Origin of the sequence: Paenibacillus silvae, from assembly GCF_014639235.1 — a bacterium.
Taxonomy (GTDB): domain Bacteria; phylum Bacillota; class Bacilli; order Paenibacillales; family Paenibacillaceae; genus Paenibacillus; species Paenibacillus silvae.
On sequence record NZ_BMFU01000009.1, the window covers coordinates 1 to 17,190 of the forward strand.

General features: G+C 48.9%; 15 protein-coding genes. 11 read left to right on the top strand and 4 right to left on the bottom strand.

From position 1 onward, the window contains the following. The coding region (locus tag IEW26_RS22900) for a Glu/Leu/Phe/Val dehydrogenase dimerization domain-containing protein (RefSeq protein ID WP_373288544.1) at positions 1–494 on the bottom strand (494 nt) is incomplete at its 3' end. Positions 495–980: 486 nt separating this feature from the next. Between IEW26_RS22900 and IEW26_RS22905 the strand changes: the two genes are divergently transcribed. Together IEW26_RS22905 and IEW26_RS22910 are read left to right on the top strand one after the other, a co-directional pair. After that, positions 981–1,496, top strand: coding sequence for a DUF2179 domain-containing protein (locus IEW26_RS22905; protein ID WP_145404728.1), 516 nt, complete (start codon positions 981–983; stop codon positions 1,494–1,496). 307 nt (positions 1,497–1,803) lie between these two features. Next, positions 1,804–3,231 (top strand): pectate lyase family protein, encoded by a 1,428-nt coding sequence (locus IEW26_RS22910; RefSeq protein WP_188594048.1) that lies wholly within the window; start codon positions 1,804–1,806, stop codon positions 3,229–3,231. A gap of 172 nt (positions 3,232–3,403) precedes the next feature. Here IEW26_RS22910 and IEW26_RS22915 read toward each other — a convergent pair whose 3' ends face one another. The 3 genes from IEW26_RS22915 to IEW26_RS22925 all read right to left on the bottom strand — a co-directional run bounded on the left by IEW26_RS22915 (position 3,404) and on the right by IEW26_RS22925 (position 6,973). Then, positions 3,404–4,381, bottom strand: coding sequence for a substrate-binding domain-containing protein (locus IEW26_RS22915; RefSeq protein WP_229729982.1), 978 nt, complete (start codon positions 4,379–4,381; stop codon positions 3,404–3,406). A 231-nt stretch (positions 4,382–4,612) separates the two neighbouring features. Continuing rightward, the gene (locus IEW26_RS22920; protein WP_188594050.1) at positions 4,613–5,797 is read right to left on the bottom strand and encodes a glycoside hydrolase family 130 protein; all 1,185 of its coding nucleotides are present in this window, start codon (positions 5,795–5,797) and stop codon (positions 4,613–4,615) included. Between the two features lie 3 nt (positions 5,798–5,800). Next, positions 5,801–6,973, bottom strand: coding sequence for an AGE family epimerase/isomerase (locus tag IEW26_RS22925; RefSeq protein ID WP_188594169.1), 1,173 nt, complete (start codon positions 6,971–6,973; stop codon positions 5,801–5,803). A 247-nt stretch (positions 6,974–7,220) separates the two neighbouring features. Between IEW26_RS22925 and IEW26_RS22930 the strand changes: the two genes are divergently transcribed. From IEW26_RS22930 to nikE, 9 genes are all read left to right on the top strand, one after another. Beyond that, the gene (locus IEW26_RS22930) at positions 7,221–8,534 is read left to right on the top strand and encodes an ABC transporter substrate-binding protein (protein ID WP_188594051.1); all 1,314 of its coding nucleotides are present in this window, start codon (positions 7,221–7,223) and stop codon (positions 8,532–8,534) included. Positions 8,535–8,784: 250 nt separating this feature from the next. Continuing rightward, on the top strand, positions 8,785–9,672 hold the full coding sequence (locus tag IEW26_RS22935; RefSeq protein WP_145404720.1) for a carbohydrate ABC transporter permease: 888 nt from the start codon (positions 8,785–8,787) through the stop codon (positions 9,670–9,672). Next, the gene (locus tag IEW26_RS22940; protein WP_188594052.1) at positions 9,669–10,508 is read left to right on the top strand and encodes a carbohydrate ABC transporter permease; all 840 of its coding nucleotides are present in this window, start codon (positions 9,669–9,671) and stop codon (positions 10,506–10,508) included. The genes IEW26_RS22935 and IEW26_RS22940 overlap by 4 nt, the downstream gene beginning before the upstream one ends. A 65-nt stretch (positions 10,509–10,573) precedes the next feature. After that, positions 10,574–11,611: a glycoside hydrolase family 130 protein gene (locus IEW26_RS22945; protein ID WP_188594053.1), complete on the top strand. Its 1,038-nt coding sequence runs from the start codon at positions 10,574–10,576 to the stop codon at positions 11,609–11,611. Positions 11,612–11,875: 264 nt separating this feature from the next. Then, complete coding sequence (nikA, locus tag IEW26_RS22950) at positions 11,876–13,513, top strand: nickel ABC transporter substrate-binding protein (RefSeq protein ID WP_188594054.1); 1,638 nt, start codon at positions 11,876–11,878, stop codon at positions 13,511–13,513. An 88-nt stretch (positions 13,514–13,601) separates the two neighbouring features. Beyond that, positions 13,602–14,546, top strand: a complete 945-nt coding sequence (gene nikB / locus IEW26_RS22955; RefSeq protein ID WP_188594055.1) for a nickel ABC transporter permease subunit NikB — start codon at positions 13,602–13,604, stop codon at positions 14,544–14,546. Then, positions 14,546–15,373, top strand: coding sequence for a nickel ABC transporter permease subunit NikC (gene nikC, locus IEW26_RS22960; protein ID WP_373288546.1), 828 nt, complete (start codon positions 14,546–14,548; stop codon positions 15,371–15,373). Before nikB ends, nikC begins: the two co-directional genes overlap by 1 nt. 48 nt (positions 15,374–15,421) lie before the next feature. Further along, positions 15,422–16,228 (top strand): ABC transporter ATP-binding protein, encoded by an 807-nt coding sequence (locus IEW26_RS22965; RefSeq protein WP_188594057.1) that lies wholly within the window; start codon positions 15,422–15,424, stop codon positions 16,226–16,228. A 93-nt stretch (positions 16,229–16,321) separates the two neighbouring features. Next, on the top strand, positions 16,322–17,125 hold the full coding sequence (gene nikE / locus IEW26_RS22970; protein ID WP_188594058.1) for a nickel import ATP-binding protein NikE: 804 nt from the start codon (positions 16,322–16,324) through the stop codon (positions 17,123–17,125). Positions 17,126–17,190 lie beyond the last annotated feature (65 nt).

A 17,190-nucleotide genomic window follows, 5' to 3' on the forward strand; every position in this document is an offset into this window, starting at 1 on the left:
TGAGTCCCCTGATCATGCATCCCGCGCCTGCCCTCACCCGTTAGATTCGCCTCAACGCCCGGTTGAGTCCCCTGATCATGCATCCCGCGCCTGCCCTCACCCGTTAGATTCGTCCCAACGCCCGTTTGAGCCTCCTGATCATGCATCCCGCGCCTGCCCTCACCCGTTAGATTCGTCTCAACACCCGCCTGAGTTACCTGATCATTCTGATCACTCGTTCCACTTCCAGCCTGCATCTTTCCCGAAGCTTCTGCTGCGTCCCAGATGACTGCTTTGCCGCCGCCGTAGGGCAGACCTGCCATCGCATTTTTGTAGGTCATGCCCTTGGCCAGCTTAATTGCGTCACGAATGGCTTCCTCTTCGGATGTGTAGCTCCAGCAGCGGCATCCTCCCAAAGCCGGGCCAAGGGCTGTGTTGTGAATAGCGATAATTGCTTTGAGTCCACTGGAGGGATCATAGCAAAAGACAAGCTCCTCCATGCCCTCCCGCTCCATTTCCCGCCATATCTGCAAGGTAACCGCCTCCTTTAGGTGATCCTCCGGTCAACAACGCACTACACATACCGATCTTCTGCTTATCTCCTGCAAAGACGAGCATTGGCACGACATGTTCTCCTGAAACAACATAGCTCAACATTTTTTATTCTCATCGTTTTTCGCATATTGGATGTAGTTAAATACAGCATATTCAAGCTGCTTCTTATACGACCCTGGGACCTGAGCCGGGTTGAACATCCGCACAAACAATTCTATAATGGCAGTTCCGGCTTCCGTCAGTTCGGACAGAGGTCTGAAAATTCAGATTAGACCGTTTAAAAAGACGACATAACGTCCAATGATGGTGATAGAGGCCATTGCCTGAGCGATTAATAACGTTTCCATTAAACATCGTTCCATAACAGGTCTAAATAAAAGCTCGCCATGCAGCATGTAACAAAGGGCCTGATGTTCCCGTAAAAGGCCAGGAAAGAGGGATGTACCTTGCTTAAAATATTGTTATTTATTTTTCTGATTCAGATTGTATATGTATCGGCCTATACGCTTCGCATGATTCTGACGCTGAAAGGCCAGAAATACATCGCAGCCCTGATTAGCATGGGGGAGATTGTGATCTACGTGCTCGGTCTGAATCTTGTGCTTAACTATTTGAAACAACCGGAGGCGCTCATTGTTTACGCAGTAGGATATGGACTCGGGGTGCTGCTGGGCGCGTGGATTGAGGAGAAGATTGCACTCGGATATGTTACCGTCAAAGTCATCTGCAACCAGATGGATGGCAATGTCGCCAATTCGTTGCGGGACAAAGGATACGGCGTTACGGCTTGGGTAGGTAGTGGAAGAGACGGGGATCGGCTGGTGATGGAAATTTTGGCGAAACGCAAAAACCAGAAGCTGCTCTACCAGACCATTCTCGCGCTTGATCCAAAGGCATTTGTCATTACTGTCGAGCCGAAGCAGTTCCACGGGGGCTTCTGGACACGGTCGATTAAAAAGTAAAATGGAGCAGGTCTGCATTATATGCGGTCCTGTTCTTTTCAATTCATTTTTCCGCACACGCCTTGGACCTCGCATTGTTCCCTGATTCCTCCCGCAATCCTTGCATTACAAGTTAACTTCGGTCGATACCAGGTTGCTTGGGGCACAAAATCTGGACTTTCCCGCATTCATCCACAGATGTGATGTCAGGATTATTGTTGTAATCGCTTCCAACATGTACATTGTGAATATGTCATTTGCGACATGACATGCCGCAGAGGGACAGGCAGGATAAACCAACATTAACTTATCAGGAGGAATGCATTCGATGAAAAGAACAGTACGAAGCTTATGCAGCACGGCTCTGGCCCTTACACTGGGCTTCACCTTATTATCCGCACCTGCAGGTGTGCAGGCAGCGGGCAATGCAGATTACAATCTGACTGGCTTCTCTCAAGGCAATACGGGTGGAGGTGTAATCAGTGAGTCCAACACGGCTGTGTACAAAAAAGTGTATAATGCCACCGACCTGGCGCTGGCTTTGAAAAAGAACTCCGGTGTCAAGGTCGTCGAAATTATGAATGACCTCAATCTGGGATGGAACGAGATTCCAAGTGCTGCGCAGACCTCGCCTTTTGCCAAGCATAACGATGCGCTGACACATCCTGTATTAAAGCAGACGGGTGTCAGCAAAATTACGGTGGACGGCTTCAATGGCCTAACCATTTTTTCCGCGAACGGGTCCAAAATCAAACACGCTGCCATTTCCGTAAAACGCAGCTCCAATGTCATCATTCGCAATCTGGAGTTCGATGAGCTGTGGGAGTGGGATGAGTCCACCAAAGGAGACTATGACAAAAACGATTGGGATTACATTACACTTGAGGAAAGCAGCGGCGTATGGATTGACCACTGCACCTTCAATAAAGCCTACGACGGACTTGTGGATTCGAAAAAAGGAACCAGTGGCGTGACCATCTCTTGGTCCACCTTCAAAGGGGATGACGGCAGCTCGAACAGCTGGGTTACCCGCCAGATTAATGAAATGGAAGCAAACAAGGCTTCCTATCCAATGTACAACTACCTGCGCAGCAGTGCGGTCGGTTTAAGCAAAGAAGATATTATTGCCATCGCTGGATCGCAGAAAAAAGGGCATCTCGTCGGTGCGACCAGTCTGGAGTCGGCTAACGCCAATCTGTCGATCACACTGCATCACAACCTGTATAAAGACATTCAGGACCGGATGCCGCGACTGCGGGGCGGTAATGCACATGCCTACAACATCATCATGGATGCCACAAATGCCCGTGCAGCTCAAACACGTATTACAAGTGGTATGGCAGCAGCCATTGCTTCCAAAGGTTACAAATTCGGGATTACCAGCAACGGGGCTATTTCCACTGAAAGCGGTGCTGTGCTGGTTGAAAAATCGGTGATCAAGGATGTGCAGTACCCGGTGCGCAACAATCAGACGGATCCGACCAACGCTACGTACACAGGTAAAATTAGGGTAGCAGATACGATCTACTCGCTGGATGGAAGCTCCTTCCGTGGCAGCAGTGATACGGCGGGAAGCCCACTGGCTCCTGTTCCGGCTGCAATCAAACCGTTTTCATGGAACGGATTCTCCACACTTCCTTACAGCTATCAGCTGGATGATCCATCTACACTGAATGCACGCCTGACTGCTTCCAATGGTGCCGGGGCAGGAAAGCTGTCCTGGTCCAAGGATAACTGGCTGAAGACGAGCTATTAATTGGATCATACAGTAAGATAAAATAGACGAAAAAGCGAGCGACCCCGCAGCATGATCCGGGATCGCTCGCTTTCAATTGTACTTGCTCTATGCATGCTGCCTTGCCCGTAAGTCTAATTCCGGGCGGCTTCATGCTCCTCACCATCAAAATGTAAGTTCATTAGGGTTTCGTTTAAGTCAACACTTGAGATTTGGGCCCGGGCGCCACACTCACCGAATCACGATAGATGATGTTGCCCTTCACATGGACACGGCCGAAGCTGCGGCTTGGGTTATCAATCTTTTTGAGCATGGACTGAACCGCTGTACGAGCCATCTGTTCGATATCCACTTCAACCGTCGTGAGCTTGGGTTCGGACAGCATGGCATAAATATCGTTGTCGAATCCGACAACCGAACACTGAGTCGGCACGTGAATCCCCATTGAAGTCAGCTTCTGCACAAGCAGATGAGCGACCTGGTCACAGTTGCAGACAAATGCCGTTGGTAGCTGCTCCGGCAGATCGATTTCGATGAATGTTCCCCGATCATCCCGATCATTAAGCACAAGATCAGGATTCATCGGCATCCGGTGTTCCAGCAAGGACTTGTAATATCCGAGGAAACGGTCCTGAATGCTGCTGGTGGAATACAGATTTCCAACGTAAGCGATGCTGCGGTGCCCCTGCTGAATCAGATAGTTTGTCAGTTCATATGCGGCGTAGAAGTTGTCGGTTACGACAGAATCAATATCCGCATGCTCATCGTAGAAGTCGAGAAACATCTTAGGAACGTCCATGGATTGCACAAGTTCGATATAAGCCTTGCTAATCTGTCCAAGGACAATGAAACCATCCACTTTGCTGTCGCTGTAGAGCTTGGGCAGGGCCAGTTCCTCTTCGTCCTCACTATTCAGAATATGCAGGATACCATAGTATCCTTGATCCTCGAGATGCTTGGTGATGCGCTGGAATACACGTACATAGAACGACTGCGTTGGCCCCGTGAATCGTTCCGGGATAATTACGCCAACATTATGGGTTAAGCCTTCCTTCATTGAACGGGCTGTAGCGTTATAGCGATAACCCATCTGGACGGCAAGCTGTTTAATCTTTTCCTTTAATTCGCCACTGACGCCTTCTTTGTCATTCAATGCTTTTGAGACGGTCACACTGCTGACCCCGAGCCTGTCGGCGATATCCCGCATGGTGATATTATTTTTCAGCTTTGGTCGCCTCCTTCAAGCCGGTTTAAGTACAATGTGATGACATTATGATGAGTGCTTCTTTCAGCATAATAACAATCCATTTTAGTATACATCTTAACCCAATGGGAATAAAGCCATTCTGGGTTGCTTCGCTATTTTATAAAGTGCCTGGAAGCAGGGCACAGTTAGTTGATGTCAGGTCAATTGCTGCTGCAGCAACTGTTCATTCTGCTCAATCAACTCCCCGCGCTGGAGGGCACAATCGAGAGAGCGATAAGGGTCAGCCGGAGTATTAAATGTGTAATCCACCAGCTGCTCCAGCGTAGTTGTTGCCACATGACAGCGTGTATCACTGGATGCATAGTAGATAAAGACTTCACCCTTTTCATTCACTATAGCCCCGTTGCAAAAAATGACATTGGACACATCACCCACGCGTTCGTCATCATAAGGAGCAATGAAATGGCCACCCGGCTTTGCAATGATACGTGCCGGATCATTCAAATCGGTCGCGAAGGTATACAGCACGTACCTTAGTCCGGCAGCCGTGTTCCGTACACCGTGGGCAATATGAATCCAGCCGCGGTCTGTTTTCAGCGGGGCAGGTCCCTGACCATTTTTCACCTCATAAACCGTATGGTATTTCCGCTCATCTATAATGATCTCTTCTGAAATAACCGGATTCAGGATATCCTCGCACAAACCAAAGGCGATACCGCCGCCGCTTCCAGTGGAGATAAAGCCATCCTGCGGACGTGTATAGAAAGCGTATTTGCCATCGACAAACTCGGGATGCAGCACCACATTCCGCTGCTGAGGGGAGTTTGTTGTGATGTTCGGTAGACGCTCCCAACGGGTCAGGTCACGTGTCCGAACCAGACCCGCCTGTGCAACAGCACTGGAGGTGTCGAAGTCAGGAGCCTCCGGGTCTTTGCGTTCCGAACAGTAGATGCCATAGATCCAGCCATCCTCATGCTGAACCAGACGCATATCATATTGATTGGTTTCCTCTGCATCGATATCGTCCCAGACAAGCGGTTTACCGATAAAGCGGAAGCCGTCTATGCCATTGTCACTCTCGGCGAGTGCAAAGAATGATTTTCGATCCAATCCTTCCGTACGCACAACCATGATGTATTTTCCGTTGAAATAGATGGCTCCGGGGTTGAGCGCTGCGTTAATGCCCAGACGCTCCATGAAATGCGGATTCGTTGCTTCGTTTAGATCAAATCTCCAATGCAGTGGCACATGATGACGTGTAATGACCGGATACCGGTAACGCTGATATACGCCGTTGTAGAAGGAAGATTGCACCTCATTTTTCCGTGACAAAAGCTGCTCCTGCTGTTCCAGTAACGTTTTATATTTCGGGTGAATCATGCTTTATCCCATCCTCTCCATGAGTTCAATGCAAAACCGGCTGTTATGGTACGGACATTTCCACGGACCGGCTATTTCGTGCTGATCAGGCATACCATTTTCATCGACAGCCCAGTGCCATTCACCGCCTGCACGGGGATCAACGATGTGCTCAAGCGTGTATCTCCACAGTCGTTCAACCCTTTCCAAAAACACGGCATCACCCGTGCGCTGATAGGCGTTATAGAAACCAACCATTGCTTCCGCCTGAACCCACCAGATGCGTGTGGTATCCACATGCGTGCCTTCCTGTTCATTCATGAGTGAACCATCCGCCTGCACGGCTGTGTGCAGAATGTTATAGGCGATATCCGTGACCATTGCGCTGTATTGTGGATGATGTTCAAGCCCGAGCACACGGAGTGCATCATCGATCAGCCAGCTGGCTTCAATGTCATGTCCAAATGATCGCAGATCAATAATGGACTCCCACCTTTTGTTGAAAAATACCCCGAGGAACTTCGTGTTTTTGTCATATACCCGTTCATACAGAATCCCGAGCAGGCGTTCAAGCGCTGCCTTCACTTGCGGGTCCGGCCACACCCTGTACAGGGTGGTGTAGGCTTCGAGTACGTGGATGTGCGTATTCATCGTATAATCCGCGATCACCCCGTTTTCGCTCAGCATTTCATTAGGCTGTTCAGTCCAGTACCGATCAAATTGCTCTTTGTAAGCGGGCAGTGCCGCGTTAAGGCCTTTATCCTCGATCATTCCAAAAAGCGTTTTCGCAAGCTCCAGAGCCGAAGTATCACGGGTTGCGCGGTAGTACTCGCTGAGCGCATACACACCAAATGACTGCGTATATACATGTTTGCTTGTATCCAGCGGTTTACCGTGGCTATCTACCATCCAGTACATCCCGCCATGTTCTCTGTCCATGACGTGATCGGTGAGGAAACGATAGGCATGTTCAGCATGGTCCCGCCAGATTTCTTCTCCGGTCACCCGGTAAGCCGCAGCAAAAGACCAGAGTTGTCTTGCTGTGGCGATCCCGCCTTTGGGTGCCTGACGATGAATCTGCAGATCCTGATCTACCCAGCCATAGAAACCCCCATGGTCTTCGTCCTTCAGACTGGACCAGAACGGCAATATCTTTGTTTTCCAATGCTCCGCGATTTCCGATTGAAGCTGAACCATCCTTTGTGTCATTCAGAGCGCTCCTTCAGCCATGCAAAATAAAAATTGTTTGTGTAGGTTAAAATTAGGTTATCGTTAACTTTGCTATTAAATAATAATTCTATCAAACTACCTTGTCAATGAAGGGTCTCTTGACTGATTTTTCAAATTTAGAAATAATTCAATTGACAGGTAAGCGCTACCATAATAAAATCTAACTCGTAACCTTAACGATAACTTAACGAGATCAAGAAAGGGGTCGAAACAAATGAAAAAAAGTAAAGGTTGGATGCTGCTGCTGACGATGCTGCTCATCACTTCGCTGCTTGCTGCGTGTTCATCGGGAGGCGGGTCTTCGCAGGCGGGAGAAGAGATTAGCACAGACCCGGCGGATATCAAGGGGGAAATTACCGTTTTGACGCAGCGTACAGATATTGTGGATACCGTATTTAAGGATTACGCGGCCGAATTCAACAAGGAGTACCCGGATGTTAAAGTGAATTTTCAGGCTTTGGCTGATTATGAGGGTCAAGTAAAAATTCGAATGAGCACTAAAGACTACGGCGACGTGCTGATGATTCCAACAAGTGTTCCGATTGCCGATATCCCGGACTTTTTCGAGCCGCTGGGCACGTACGATGAGCTGAAAGACAAATACACTGCCATTGAAGAACGGATGGTGGATGGTCAGGTGTACGGCATACCAACCGTCATCACATTCTCAGGCATTATTTATAACAAACAAGTCTTCAAAGATGCGGGGATCACCGAGCTTCCCAAGACACCAGAGCAATTCCAGGCAGCACTTCAGAAAATAAAAGACAACACCAAGGCAATTCCGTTATATACGAACTATGCTTCCGGCTGGGCGCTTACCCAATGGGAGGCAGACCTGCCAACGGTTGCGGGGAGTGTAGATTATGTCAACGTGGATCAACCGAATACGGATGAAAACTTTGTACCAGGGAAGCCGCACTACGAGCTGTATAAAGTACTCTATGATGCAGCCAAAAACGGCCTGATCGAGAAAGATCCAACAACAACAGACTGGGAAAGCTCCAAGGCGGATCTGGCCAATGGCAAAATTGCAACGATGGCGCTTGGATCATGGGCAATCACACAGATTCAAGGCATGACAGATACACCGGACAATATTGGTTTCTTACCATTCCCGACCAATGCCAGCGATGTCATCGTACCGCTGTCTGCTGATTACAACATCGGAATGAATGTGAACAGCGAGAACAAACCTGCAGCGAAAGCCTGGATCAACTGGTTTCTGGCGAAATCCAACTATGCTGTTGAGCAGGGTGGAGGCATGAGTGCAGACAAGAGCGCAGAACTTCCTCCAATTCTGGATCAGTACAAGGATGTAACCTTCTCTACCTTGACTCCGGCTAAAGAGGGGCAAGAGGGCTTGATGGACAAAATCGACAACGAAGGCGAGATTGGTCTCTGGCAGCCTGACTTCAAGAAACGCATTATTGAAGCAGCGATCGGTAATCGGAGTGAATCATACGATGACATCATGAAAGACCTTAATGATAAATGGGTAAAAGCGCGTGCGGAAATCACGAAATAAAAGAAAAAACGAGAGCTCTTACAGCAGAGGCAAGCAGCAGATGTGAGCAGATGTAATGCGGGTGCCGGTAGTTGTCGGGTTTTAGGGCCGGGTTCGCAGCGTGTTAAGCCATTAGCAAATCAGTAATTAACTTTGGCAAGGACACCTGTTAAACATGGGTATTCACTTGGCCCACCCGCGATTACATCCGCGCATCCAATATGGAGCGTTTATACACAAGGCGGTTGAACCGCTTGGAGGTGTGGAGAGCATGAAATACTTGAGAATTTCAAACTGGAGTTACTCAGCACAACGCATATTTATTATCTGTGCCTTCTCGATGATTCCGCTGGCACTGCTATTTACGTTTGCATATTTGCCAGTGATCAACATGTTCAAATACAGCTTTACCGATTGGAATGGATACAGCAAAAGGTTCGATTATGTCGGATTTGAGAATTACACGCGGATTTTCAGTGATCCCGAATACTTCAAAGTGTTTATCGTCAGCTTGTATTATTTTGTTGCCACCTTTGTGCAGATGGGCCTGGCCCTCTATTTTGCCACGATTCTTAGCTTCAAAATCCGGGGCAAAAACTTTTTCAAAGGCATCCTGTTCTTTCCTTACCTGCTGAATGGCGTAGCCATCGGGTTTATTTTCCTCTTTTTCTTCAAACCGGACGGTACACTTGATACGCTGATGCAGGCTTTTGGACTTGGACAGTATACCCAGCTTTGGCTCGGAAACCCGAATATCATAAACGTATCCCTTGCGGGTGCATCCGTTTGGAGATATATGGGCTTTAACTTCATCATCTTCCTCGGTGCGATTTCTTCCATTCCTAAGGATGTATACGAAGCTTCCGATATAGACGGCGCCAACCGCTGGCAGCAATTCCGGCATATTATTCTGCCAAGCATTACCCGCATTCTGCAGCTTAACCTGATCCTGGCTATAAGCGGCGCCATCAGTGCGTTCGATATTCCATATATTATGACGGACGGCTCCAACGGCAGTATGACCTTTGTCATTCAGACGGTTCACCTTGCATTTAAATACGGCAAATTGGGACTCGCATCAGCGATGGCTGTTGTGCTGCTCCTGATCGTTATTCTTGTGACGCTTGTGCAGCGTGTCAGCATGAAAGGAGAGGAATGAACGTGAACCAATTCAAATATACCATCGCCAGCGTAATGAAGTATGCTTCTCTGATTCTGGCAGCGTTCATTGCACTTTTGCCCATCGTGGTGATCCTGTTTGCATCTCTGAAGACCAATGCCGAGTATGCCAATAGCAGTCCGCTTGCCCCACCGGCCAACTGGCTTAATTTTGCGAATTATGCCAAGGCGTTTGTGGATGGCAACATGCTCGTCGGTTTCAAAAACACCATTATTATTCTGATCATATCCATCGTTGGTGCAACGTTGACAGGTTCTATGATTGCTTATGTACTGGATCGCTTCAAGTTCAATGGCAAAAAAATCATGGTTGCCGCTTTCCTGCTGGCGACCCTGATTCCGAGTGTAACCACACAAGTTGCGACCTTCCAGATTATTAACGCGCTCGACCTGTTCAATACACGATGGGCAGCCATCGTCATGTATCTGGGAACCGATATTATCGCGGTGTACATCTTCCTGCAATTTCTCGGTTCGATCTCCAGTGCGCTTGACGAATCGGCCATGCTGGACGGTGCTTCATACTTCACGATCTACTGGAAAATTATATTGCCTTTGCTGAAACCGGCGATTGTCACAGTCATTATCGTTAAAGGTGTAAACATCTACAACGACTTCTACACGCCTTTCCTTTATATGCCCAAGACTGATCTACAGGTAATATCCACTGCCTTGTTCAAGTTCAAAGGTCCCTTCGGATCACAGTGGGAGGTTATCAGCGCCGGGATTATGATTGCCATTATTCCAACGATGATTATCTTCCTGTTGCTTCAGAAGTACATCTATAACGGCTTTGCTCAAGGCTCCGTGAAATAAACTCTTGAAATCATTCAATATCTAAAGAAGCGAAGTAAACATCACTGTTAAAGGGGAAATGAGATATGACTGTTGCAGAAACGAAACAGGTACACATTGTTGGAGAGGCCTTGCCCAACATGCCTTGGGAGGATAAGCCGGAAGGAACGGAAGGCCCGGTGTGGAGACACTCGGCTAACCCGGTCATTCCACGCAACCCTGTGAAGGGCGTTGGGCGTATTTTCAATAGTGCCGTCGTTCCATATGAGGGGAAATTCATCGGTGTATTCCGCGCCGAGACGGTCAATGGCCGTCCGCACCTGCACATGGGCTCTAGTGAAGATGGATTGTCATGGACGATTGAAGAAGAACGCATCGCTTTTGTAGATGAACAAGGCGAACCGTTTATGCCAAACTATGCGTATGATCCACGTCTCGTGAAAATTGAAGACACCTATTATATTATCTGGTGTACCGATTTTTACGGTGCCGCACTGGGCCTGGCTAAGACTGAGGATTTCAAAACGTTTGTCCGTCTTGAGAATCCGATGCTGCCATTCAACCGCAATGGCGTATTGTTTCCACGTAAAATTAACGATAACTATGTGATGCTGTCCAGACCAAGCGATAGCGGACATACCCCGTTCGGAGACATTTTCCTGAGTGAAAGCCCGGATCTGGTGTATTGGGGCAAACATCGTCATGTGATGAGCAAAGGCGGTCAAGGCTGGTGGCAATCCGTGAAAATTGGCGGTGGACCCGCTCCGATTGAGACGTCCGAAGGATGGTTGATGTTCTACCATGGTGTCACCGGGACGTGCAACGGTTTTGTCTACAGCATGGGTGCGGTGATTCTGGATCTCGATGAGCCTTCCAAAGTAAAATACCGTTCATCCAATTTTGTGCTGACGCCGGAGAAATGGTATGAGGAACAGGGCTTTGTGGATAATGTTGTTTTCCCTTGCGCCACTCTGCATGATGCCGATACGGGACGCATTGCCATCTATTATGGAGCAGCCGATACCTACGTCGGTGTAGCCTACACAACGGTTGAAGAGATCGTCAATTACGTTAAAGAGACGAATGAAGTGATCGCAGGAGACCGCGAGAACGGCAAACGATAATGAGCTTCTGCAACAGGAAAGATAGATAGCGTATGAATTTGAAATGCAGAGGATCATGCAGGAAATATGCTTATATTCTCATGGAAAGCCCGCCTCTCAGGAAAATCCTCGGAGGACGGGCTTTTTTTGCTATTTAATGGGCATGCATATGATGTCGATTTTTGTTGACAAAAGGGAAGCAGATTCATATTCTTAATGAATATGAGAATCATTATCATGGTCGTCATAGCCAAGTGAAGAATGAGAGAAAAGGGGTTTATGTCCATGTCAGTTCATCAACGCAAACGTTCTACCCTGATGATGGTGGCAGCACTGCTGCTGCTGTTATTTATCGTGGGTTGCAGTAATAAAGAGAGCGGTTCGGCATCATCCTCCGCATCTGGAGATCAGGCGGCTTCGGCGAAGTCGATTACGATGTCATGGCCGCGGGATATCGGTACGATGAATCCGCATACGTACAATCCGTCCCAATTGTTTGCTCAATCCATGATCTACGAGCCGCTGGTCAGTTATCAGAAGGATGGTAAGCTGGAGCCGGCACTGGCTGAGTCTTGGACCATCTCTAATGACGGCAAAGTATATACATTCAAGCTGCGCCAAGGGGTGAAATTTTCCGACGGCACACCGTTTAATGCCGAAATTGTGAAAAAGAATTTTGATGCCGTGATGAAAAATAAAAAAACACACAGCTGGCTTGGGATCGTCGGTGTGCTGGACAAAACCGAGGTGGTAGATGATCATACGTTCCGCATGACACTTACGGAGCCGTATTATCCTGTACTTCAAGACTTGTCCGTTGTTCGTCCGTTCCGTTTCCTGGGCGCGGCCGGATTCCCGGATGATGGGGATACGTCCAAAGGCATCAAAGAGCCGGTAGGTACGGGCCCGTGGATGCTGGCTGATTATAAGCAGGACGAGTATGCTGTTTTCAAACGCAACCCGAATTACTGGGGAACGGCGCCAGCGTTTGATCAGATTACCGTGAAAATCATTCCTGATGCAGAGACACGTGTGCTTGCTTTTGAAAAGGGCGATCTGGATTTGATCTACGGTGAAGGTGTAATCAGCTTGGATGCGTTCCAGCAGCTTCGTGACAACGATAAATATGTAAGCGAGCTGTCTGACCCTGTAGGTACACGTGATTTGCTGCTCAACTCCTCCAATCCGAAGCTGTCTGATGTAAGAGTACGGAAGGCACTTCAACAGGGCTTCAACAAAAAAGCGATGGTGGAAGGCGTCACGCTGGGTCTGGAGGAACCGGCCGATACAGCGTTGTCCAAAAACTATCCATATACCAATGTGGATCTGAAACCGATTGAATACAACGTGGAGCAATCCAAAGCGTTGCTGGATGAAGCAGGCTGGAAGCTGCCGGCAGGCGGAACCGTGCGTGAGAAAGACGGACAGAAGCTGGAATTTGAATTAATTTTTGATAAAACCGATCCGATTCAAAAAGCGATGGGCGAAACCATTCAGGCCGAATGGAGCGAGCTGGGCGTTAAAGTAAACCTTACCGGACTTGAATTGACAGTGCAGATCAAACGTCTGAAGGCCAATGATTTCGACCTGTACTTCTGGTACAATTACGGGGCTCCATATGACCCGCATTCCTTCATTAACGTTGTGGCAAGCCCCGGGTTCGGGATTTCCGAGACACTTAGCGCTTTGCCGATGAAAAAGGAACTGGACGCCGAGGTGCATGCAGCACTATCCTCTACAGACGAGAAGAAACGTCAGGAACTGTATACATCCATTCTGACGACATTACAGGAGCAATCGGCGATTGTACCGATCTCTTATGTGAAGAAAACAGCGGTTTACCAGAAGAAAATTGCCAAATTTGTCTTCCCGGCGAATCGCGATGAGAATCCATTTGTAGGCATGCAGTTAAGCAATCCGTAGAATCATAGTCTTGAAGAATATATTAATGAACACGTAACACATCAGGCAGCAAGAGCTTGTGTGGCAGGGGAAAAGGGAGGAAGGTTTGGTGATCGGTTATATTGGTAAACGAATGATCGCGATCATTCCTATCGTTTTTATCGCTACACTTGTCACTTTCGGACTGATTCATATTTCACCGGTTGATCCAGCCGAGGCATATCTGACAGCAGCTCATATCTATCCAACGCCAGAGCTGCTGGCAGAGAAGCGGCATGAATTTGGTCTGGATCGGCCTTTGCTCACTCAGTATGTGGATACGTTGAAGAGAATAGCCCAGCTGGATTTTGGTACCTCGTATCTCACGAATAAACCTGTTATCGATGAGGTCAAGGATAAGTTTCCGGCCACGGCAGAGCTGGCCTTGTGGAGCATTCTGTTCTCTACACTGGTGAGCATCCCTTTGGGGATTCTGGCGGCGGTATATAAAAATAGCTGGATTGACGTGGTCAGTCGCATCATCTCCTATGTTGGAGCGTCCATTCCGCAGTTCTGGCTCGGATATCTGCTTATTTTCTTTTTTGCAGTCAAACTGGACTGGCTGCCCGTTGAAGGGCGCGGCTCTTGGGAGAATCTGGTGCTGCCTACATTAACGCTTTCTATGGTCATGATTGCCCTGTATACCCGGATGCTGCGGACCAGTGTCCTGGAACAATTACAGGAAGCATACGTGCAGTACGCAAGAACACGCGGTGTACGTGAACGGGTCATCATGCTGAAGCATGTGCTCAAAATTGCAATCACTCCATTTATTACAGGAATGGGCATGACCATGGGCAGGCTGTTAACGGGAACGATTATCGTGGAACAGGTTTTTTCGTGGCCGGGCTTCGGACGTTATTTTGTGGAAGCGATATTTAACCGGGATATTCCCGTAATCCAATGTTATGTCTTTATTTCGGCATGTCTGTTCATCGTATGTAATCTGATCGTTGATCTGGTACAGCTGTATATGGACCCGCGGATTTCAGCGAAAGGACGGGCAGAGCATTGATGAACCGATGGCGTACAATGTTTCGAGGGCAAAAAATGATTTGGATTTGCTCTGCGATTATCATTCTTTTCTTCCTCCTTGCATTACTGGCTCCATGGATTGCGCCGCATGATCCTGTGAAGGTCAATTTGCTGCAGAAGCTGAAGGCTCCATCAGCAGAGCACTGGCTCGGCACAGATCATCTGGGAAGGGACAATCTCTCCAGACTTCTCTATGGAGCGCGGATTTCCCTTGGATTTGCAACGATGATCTTCCTGTCGTCTTTGGTTATCGGGCTGATCGTTGGATCGATCTCCGGTTATCTGGGCGGCTGGATTGACAATGTGCTGATGCGCTTGTGTGAAGGCATACTGGCATTTCCGCAGCTGGTGCTGGTGCTGGGCATCGTGGGGATTTTCGGTCCGGGTCTGATGCAGGTGCTGCTTGCGCTCATGATGGTGCAGTGGGTGCATTATGCACGCATATGCCGCAACATGGTCGTCAGCCTGAAGGAACGGAATTTTATTGCAGCGGCTCGAATCAGCGGGTCCTCCACCTGGACTATTATTCGCAAACATATCATTCCGAATGTGCAGCGTCCCATCGTGGTCATGGGTACACTGGAGATGGGATGGGCGATTATGGATATCTCCGCATTATCCTTCCTAGGACTTGGTATTCAGCCGCCAAATGCGGAGTGGGGAGCCATGATACACGAAGGTACAAGCTATATTCGCAGTCATCCGGAACTGATGATCTATCCGGGTGCGGCCATCCTGCTCGTTGTAATGGCGTTTAACCTTTTGGGGGAGGCATTATCCGACCGTTACGGTGTTTCCAGAAAGTAAGGGCTTGGTAGCAAAGAGAAGATAAGCTGAACAAGGGGGAACGTGACAATGGACGAGGCGGAGGTTGTACTTGAAGTTCGTGATCTGCAGGTGAAGCTCAAGACAGCAAAGGGATCGGTCCCGTTACTGGACCCTGTTCAGTTGACTTTGAAAAAGGGTCAGGTCTTTGGCCTTGTTGGCGAGAGCGGCTGCGGCAAAACGGTGACATGCAACGCGCTGCTGCGTTTGCTTCATCCGCGCAGGATGCAAGTATCCGGCAGTGTTCGTCTGAACGGACGGGAGCTTGGCATGTTGTCCGATGAGCAGATGCGGCACATCCGGGGCAAGGATATCGGATTTATTATGCAGAATCCGATGAATGCTTTTACCCCTGTGTATACGATCGGCTCGCAGTTTATTGAAACGCTGCGAGCCCATACGAAGCTGTCCAAAGCGGAGGCGCGGGAACAAGCTATTGCTGCGCTGGCCGATATGAATCTGCCTGATCCGGCGAAGCTGATGAAACGTTATCCATTCCAGCTCAGCGGCGGTCAGCTGCAGCGGGTGATGATTGCCGTATCGATGTGTCTGCGACCTGCTTTGGTCATTGCCGATGAGCCCACGACAGCACTGGATGTCGTGAATCAATTGAATGTGCTGAAGGAACTGGATCGGCTTCGCCAGGAGCACGGCACGTCTATTTTGCTCATCTCGCACGATCTGGGCGTCATCTCCCAGATGGCAGATGAAGTAGCCGTCATGCAGAAGGGTCGGATCATCGAGCAGGCAGACGTGTATCAATTGTTTGATCATCCGCAGCATGAGTATACTCGAATGCTGCTCAATGCTAGGCCAAGTATGACTCTTAGGCATTGAGAAGCTACGGACGGGAAGGATTAGATCTGGTTATTTTGCAAAAGGGAACTGGATGAGTTCCATAAAAATGAAGGAAGGAGGGTGACCAACCGAATGTTACAAGTACATGAAGTAAGTCATCGCTATGGCAAGCGGAGCTGGTTGGAGCGTTCGGGATCACGCCCTCCTGTTCTGGCAGATGTGTCACTTACAATTGAACAAGGCGTATGTCTTGGACTGCTCGGAACAAGCGGGGCAGGCAAGAGCACCTTGGGCAAGATTATTTTGGGGCTGGAACGACCAAGCCAGGGTCAGGTGTTATTCCAAGGTCAGGACATCTACCGAGCCGACAAAAAGGTGCTGCAGCGATTGCGTCGTGATCTGCAGGTCGTCTTTCAGGATTGTTACTCGGCTGTGAATCCGATGATGACAGCAGCGCAGATCATTGGCGAGCCGCTGGATAATTACGAGCGCCTGTCTGCGAAGGAACAGCAGCGCACCATTGAAAAGCTGCTCATCCAGGTTGGGCTCACACCGCAGGACGCGAGCAAGCTTCCCCAACAGTTCAGCGGCGGTCAGCTGCAGCGGGTCAACATCGCCAGAGCTATCGCGCTCAAGCCGAAGTTAATTGTGCTGGATGAGTCGATCAGTAGCCTTGATATGGTGCACCAGACACAAATTCTGTCCCTGCTGGCAGAGCTGCGAGCATCGTATGGGCTATCCTACCTGTTTATCACCCATGACATCCGTGCCGCACTGACAATCTGCGACAGCATCGCCGTTATGGATCAGGGAAGGCTGGTCTATACCGGCGATGCCACGGATTCCATCTTGGAGTCGGGTCAGCCTGCTGTCCGGCAGTTGGTATCCTCCATTTTGCCAGACCATCCTTCGGGCCGGATTATGTTTAACGGATAGAGAGAAATGCAGTAAACCTGCGAGTGTGGAAACAAGATTACACCAATGATCAAAAAGTAGCAGAA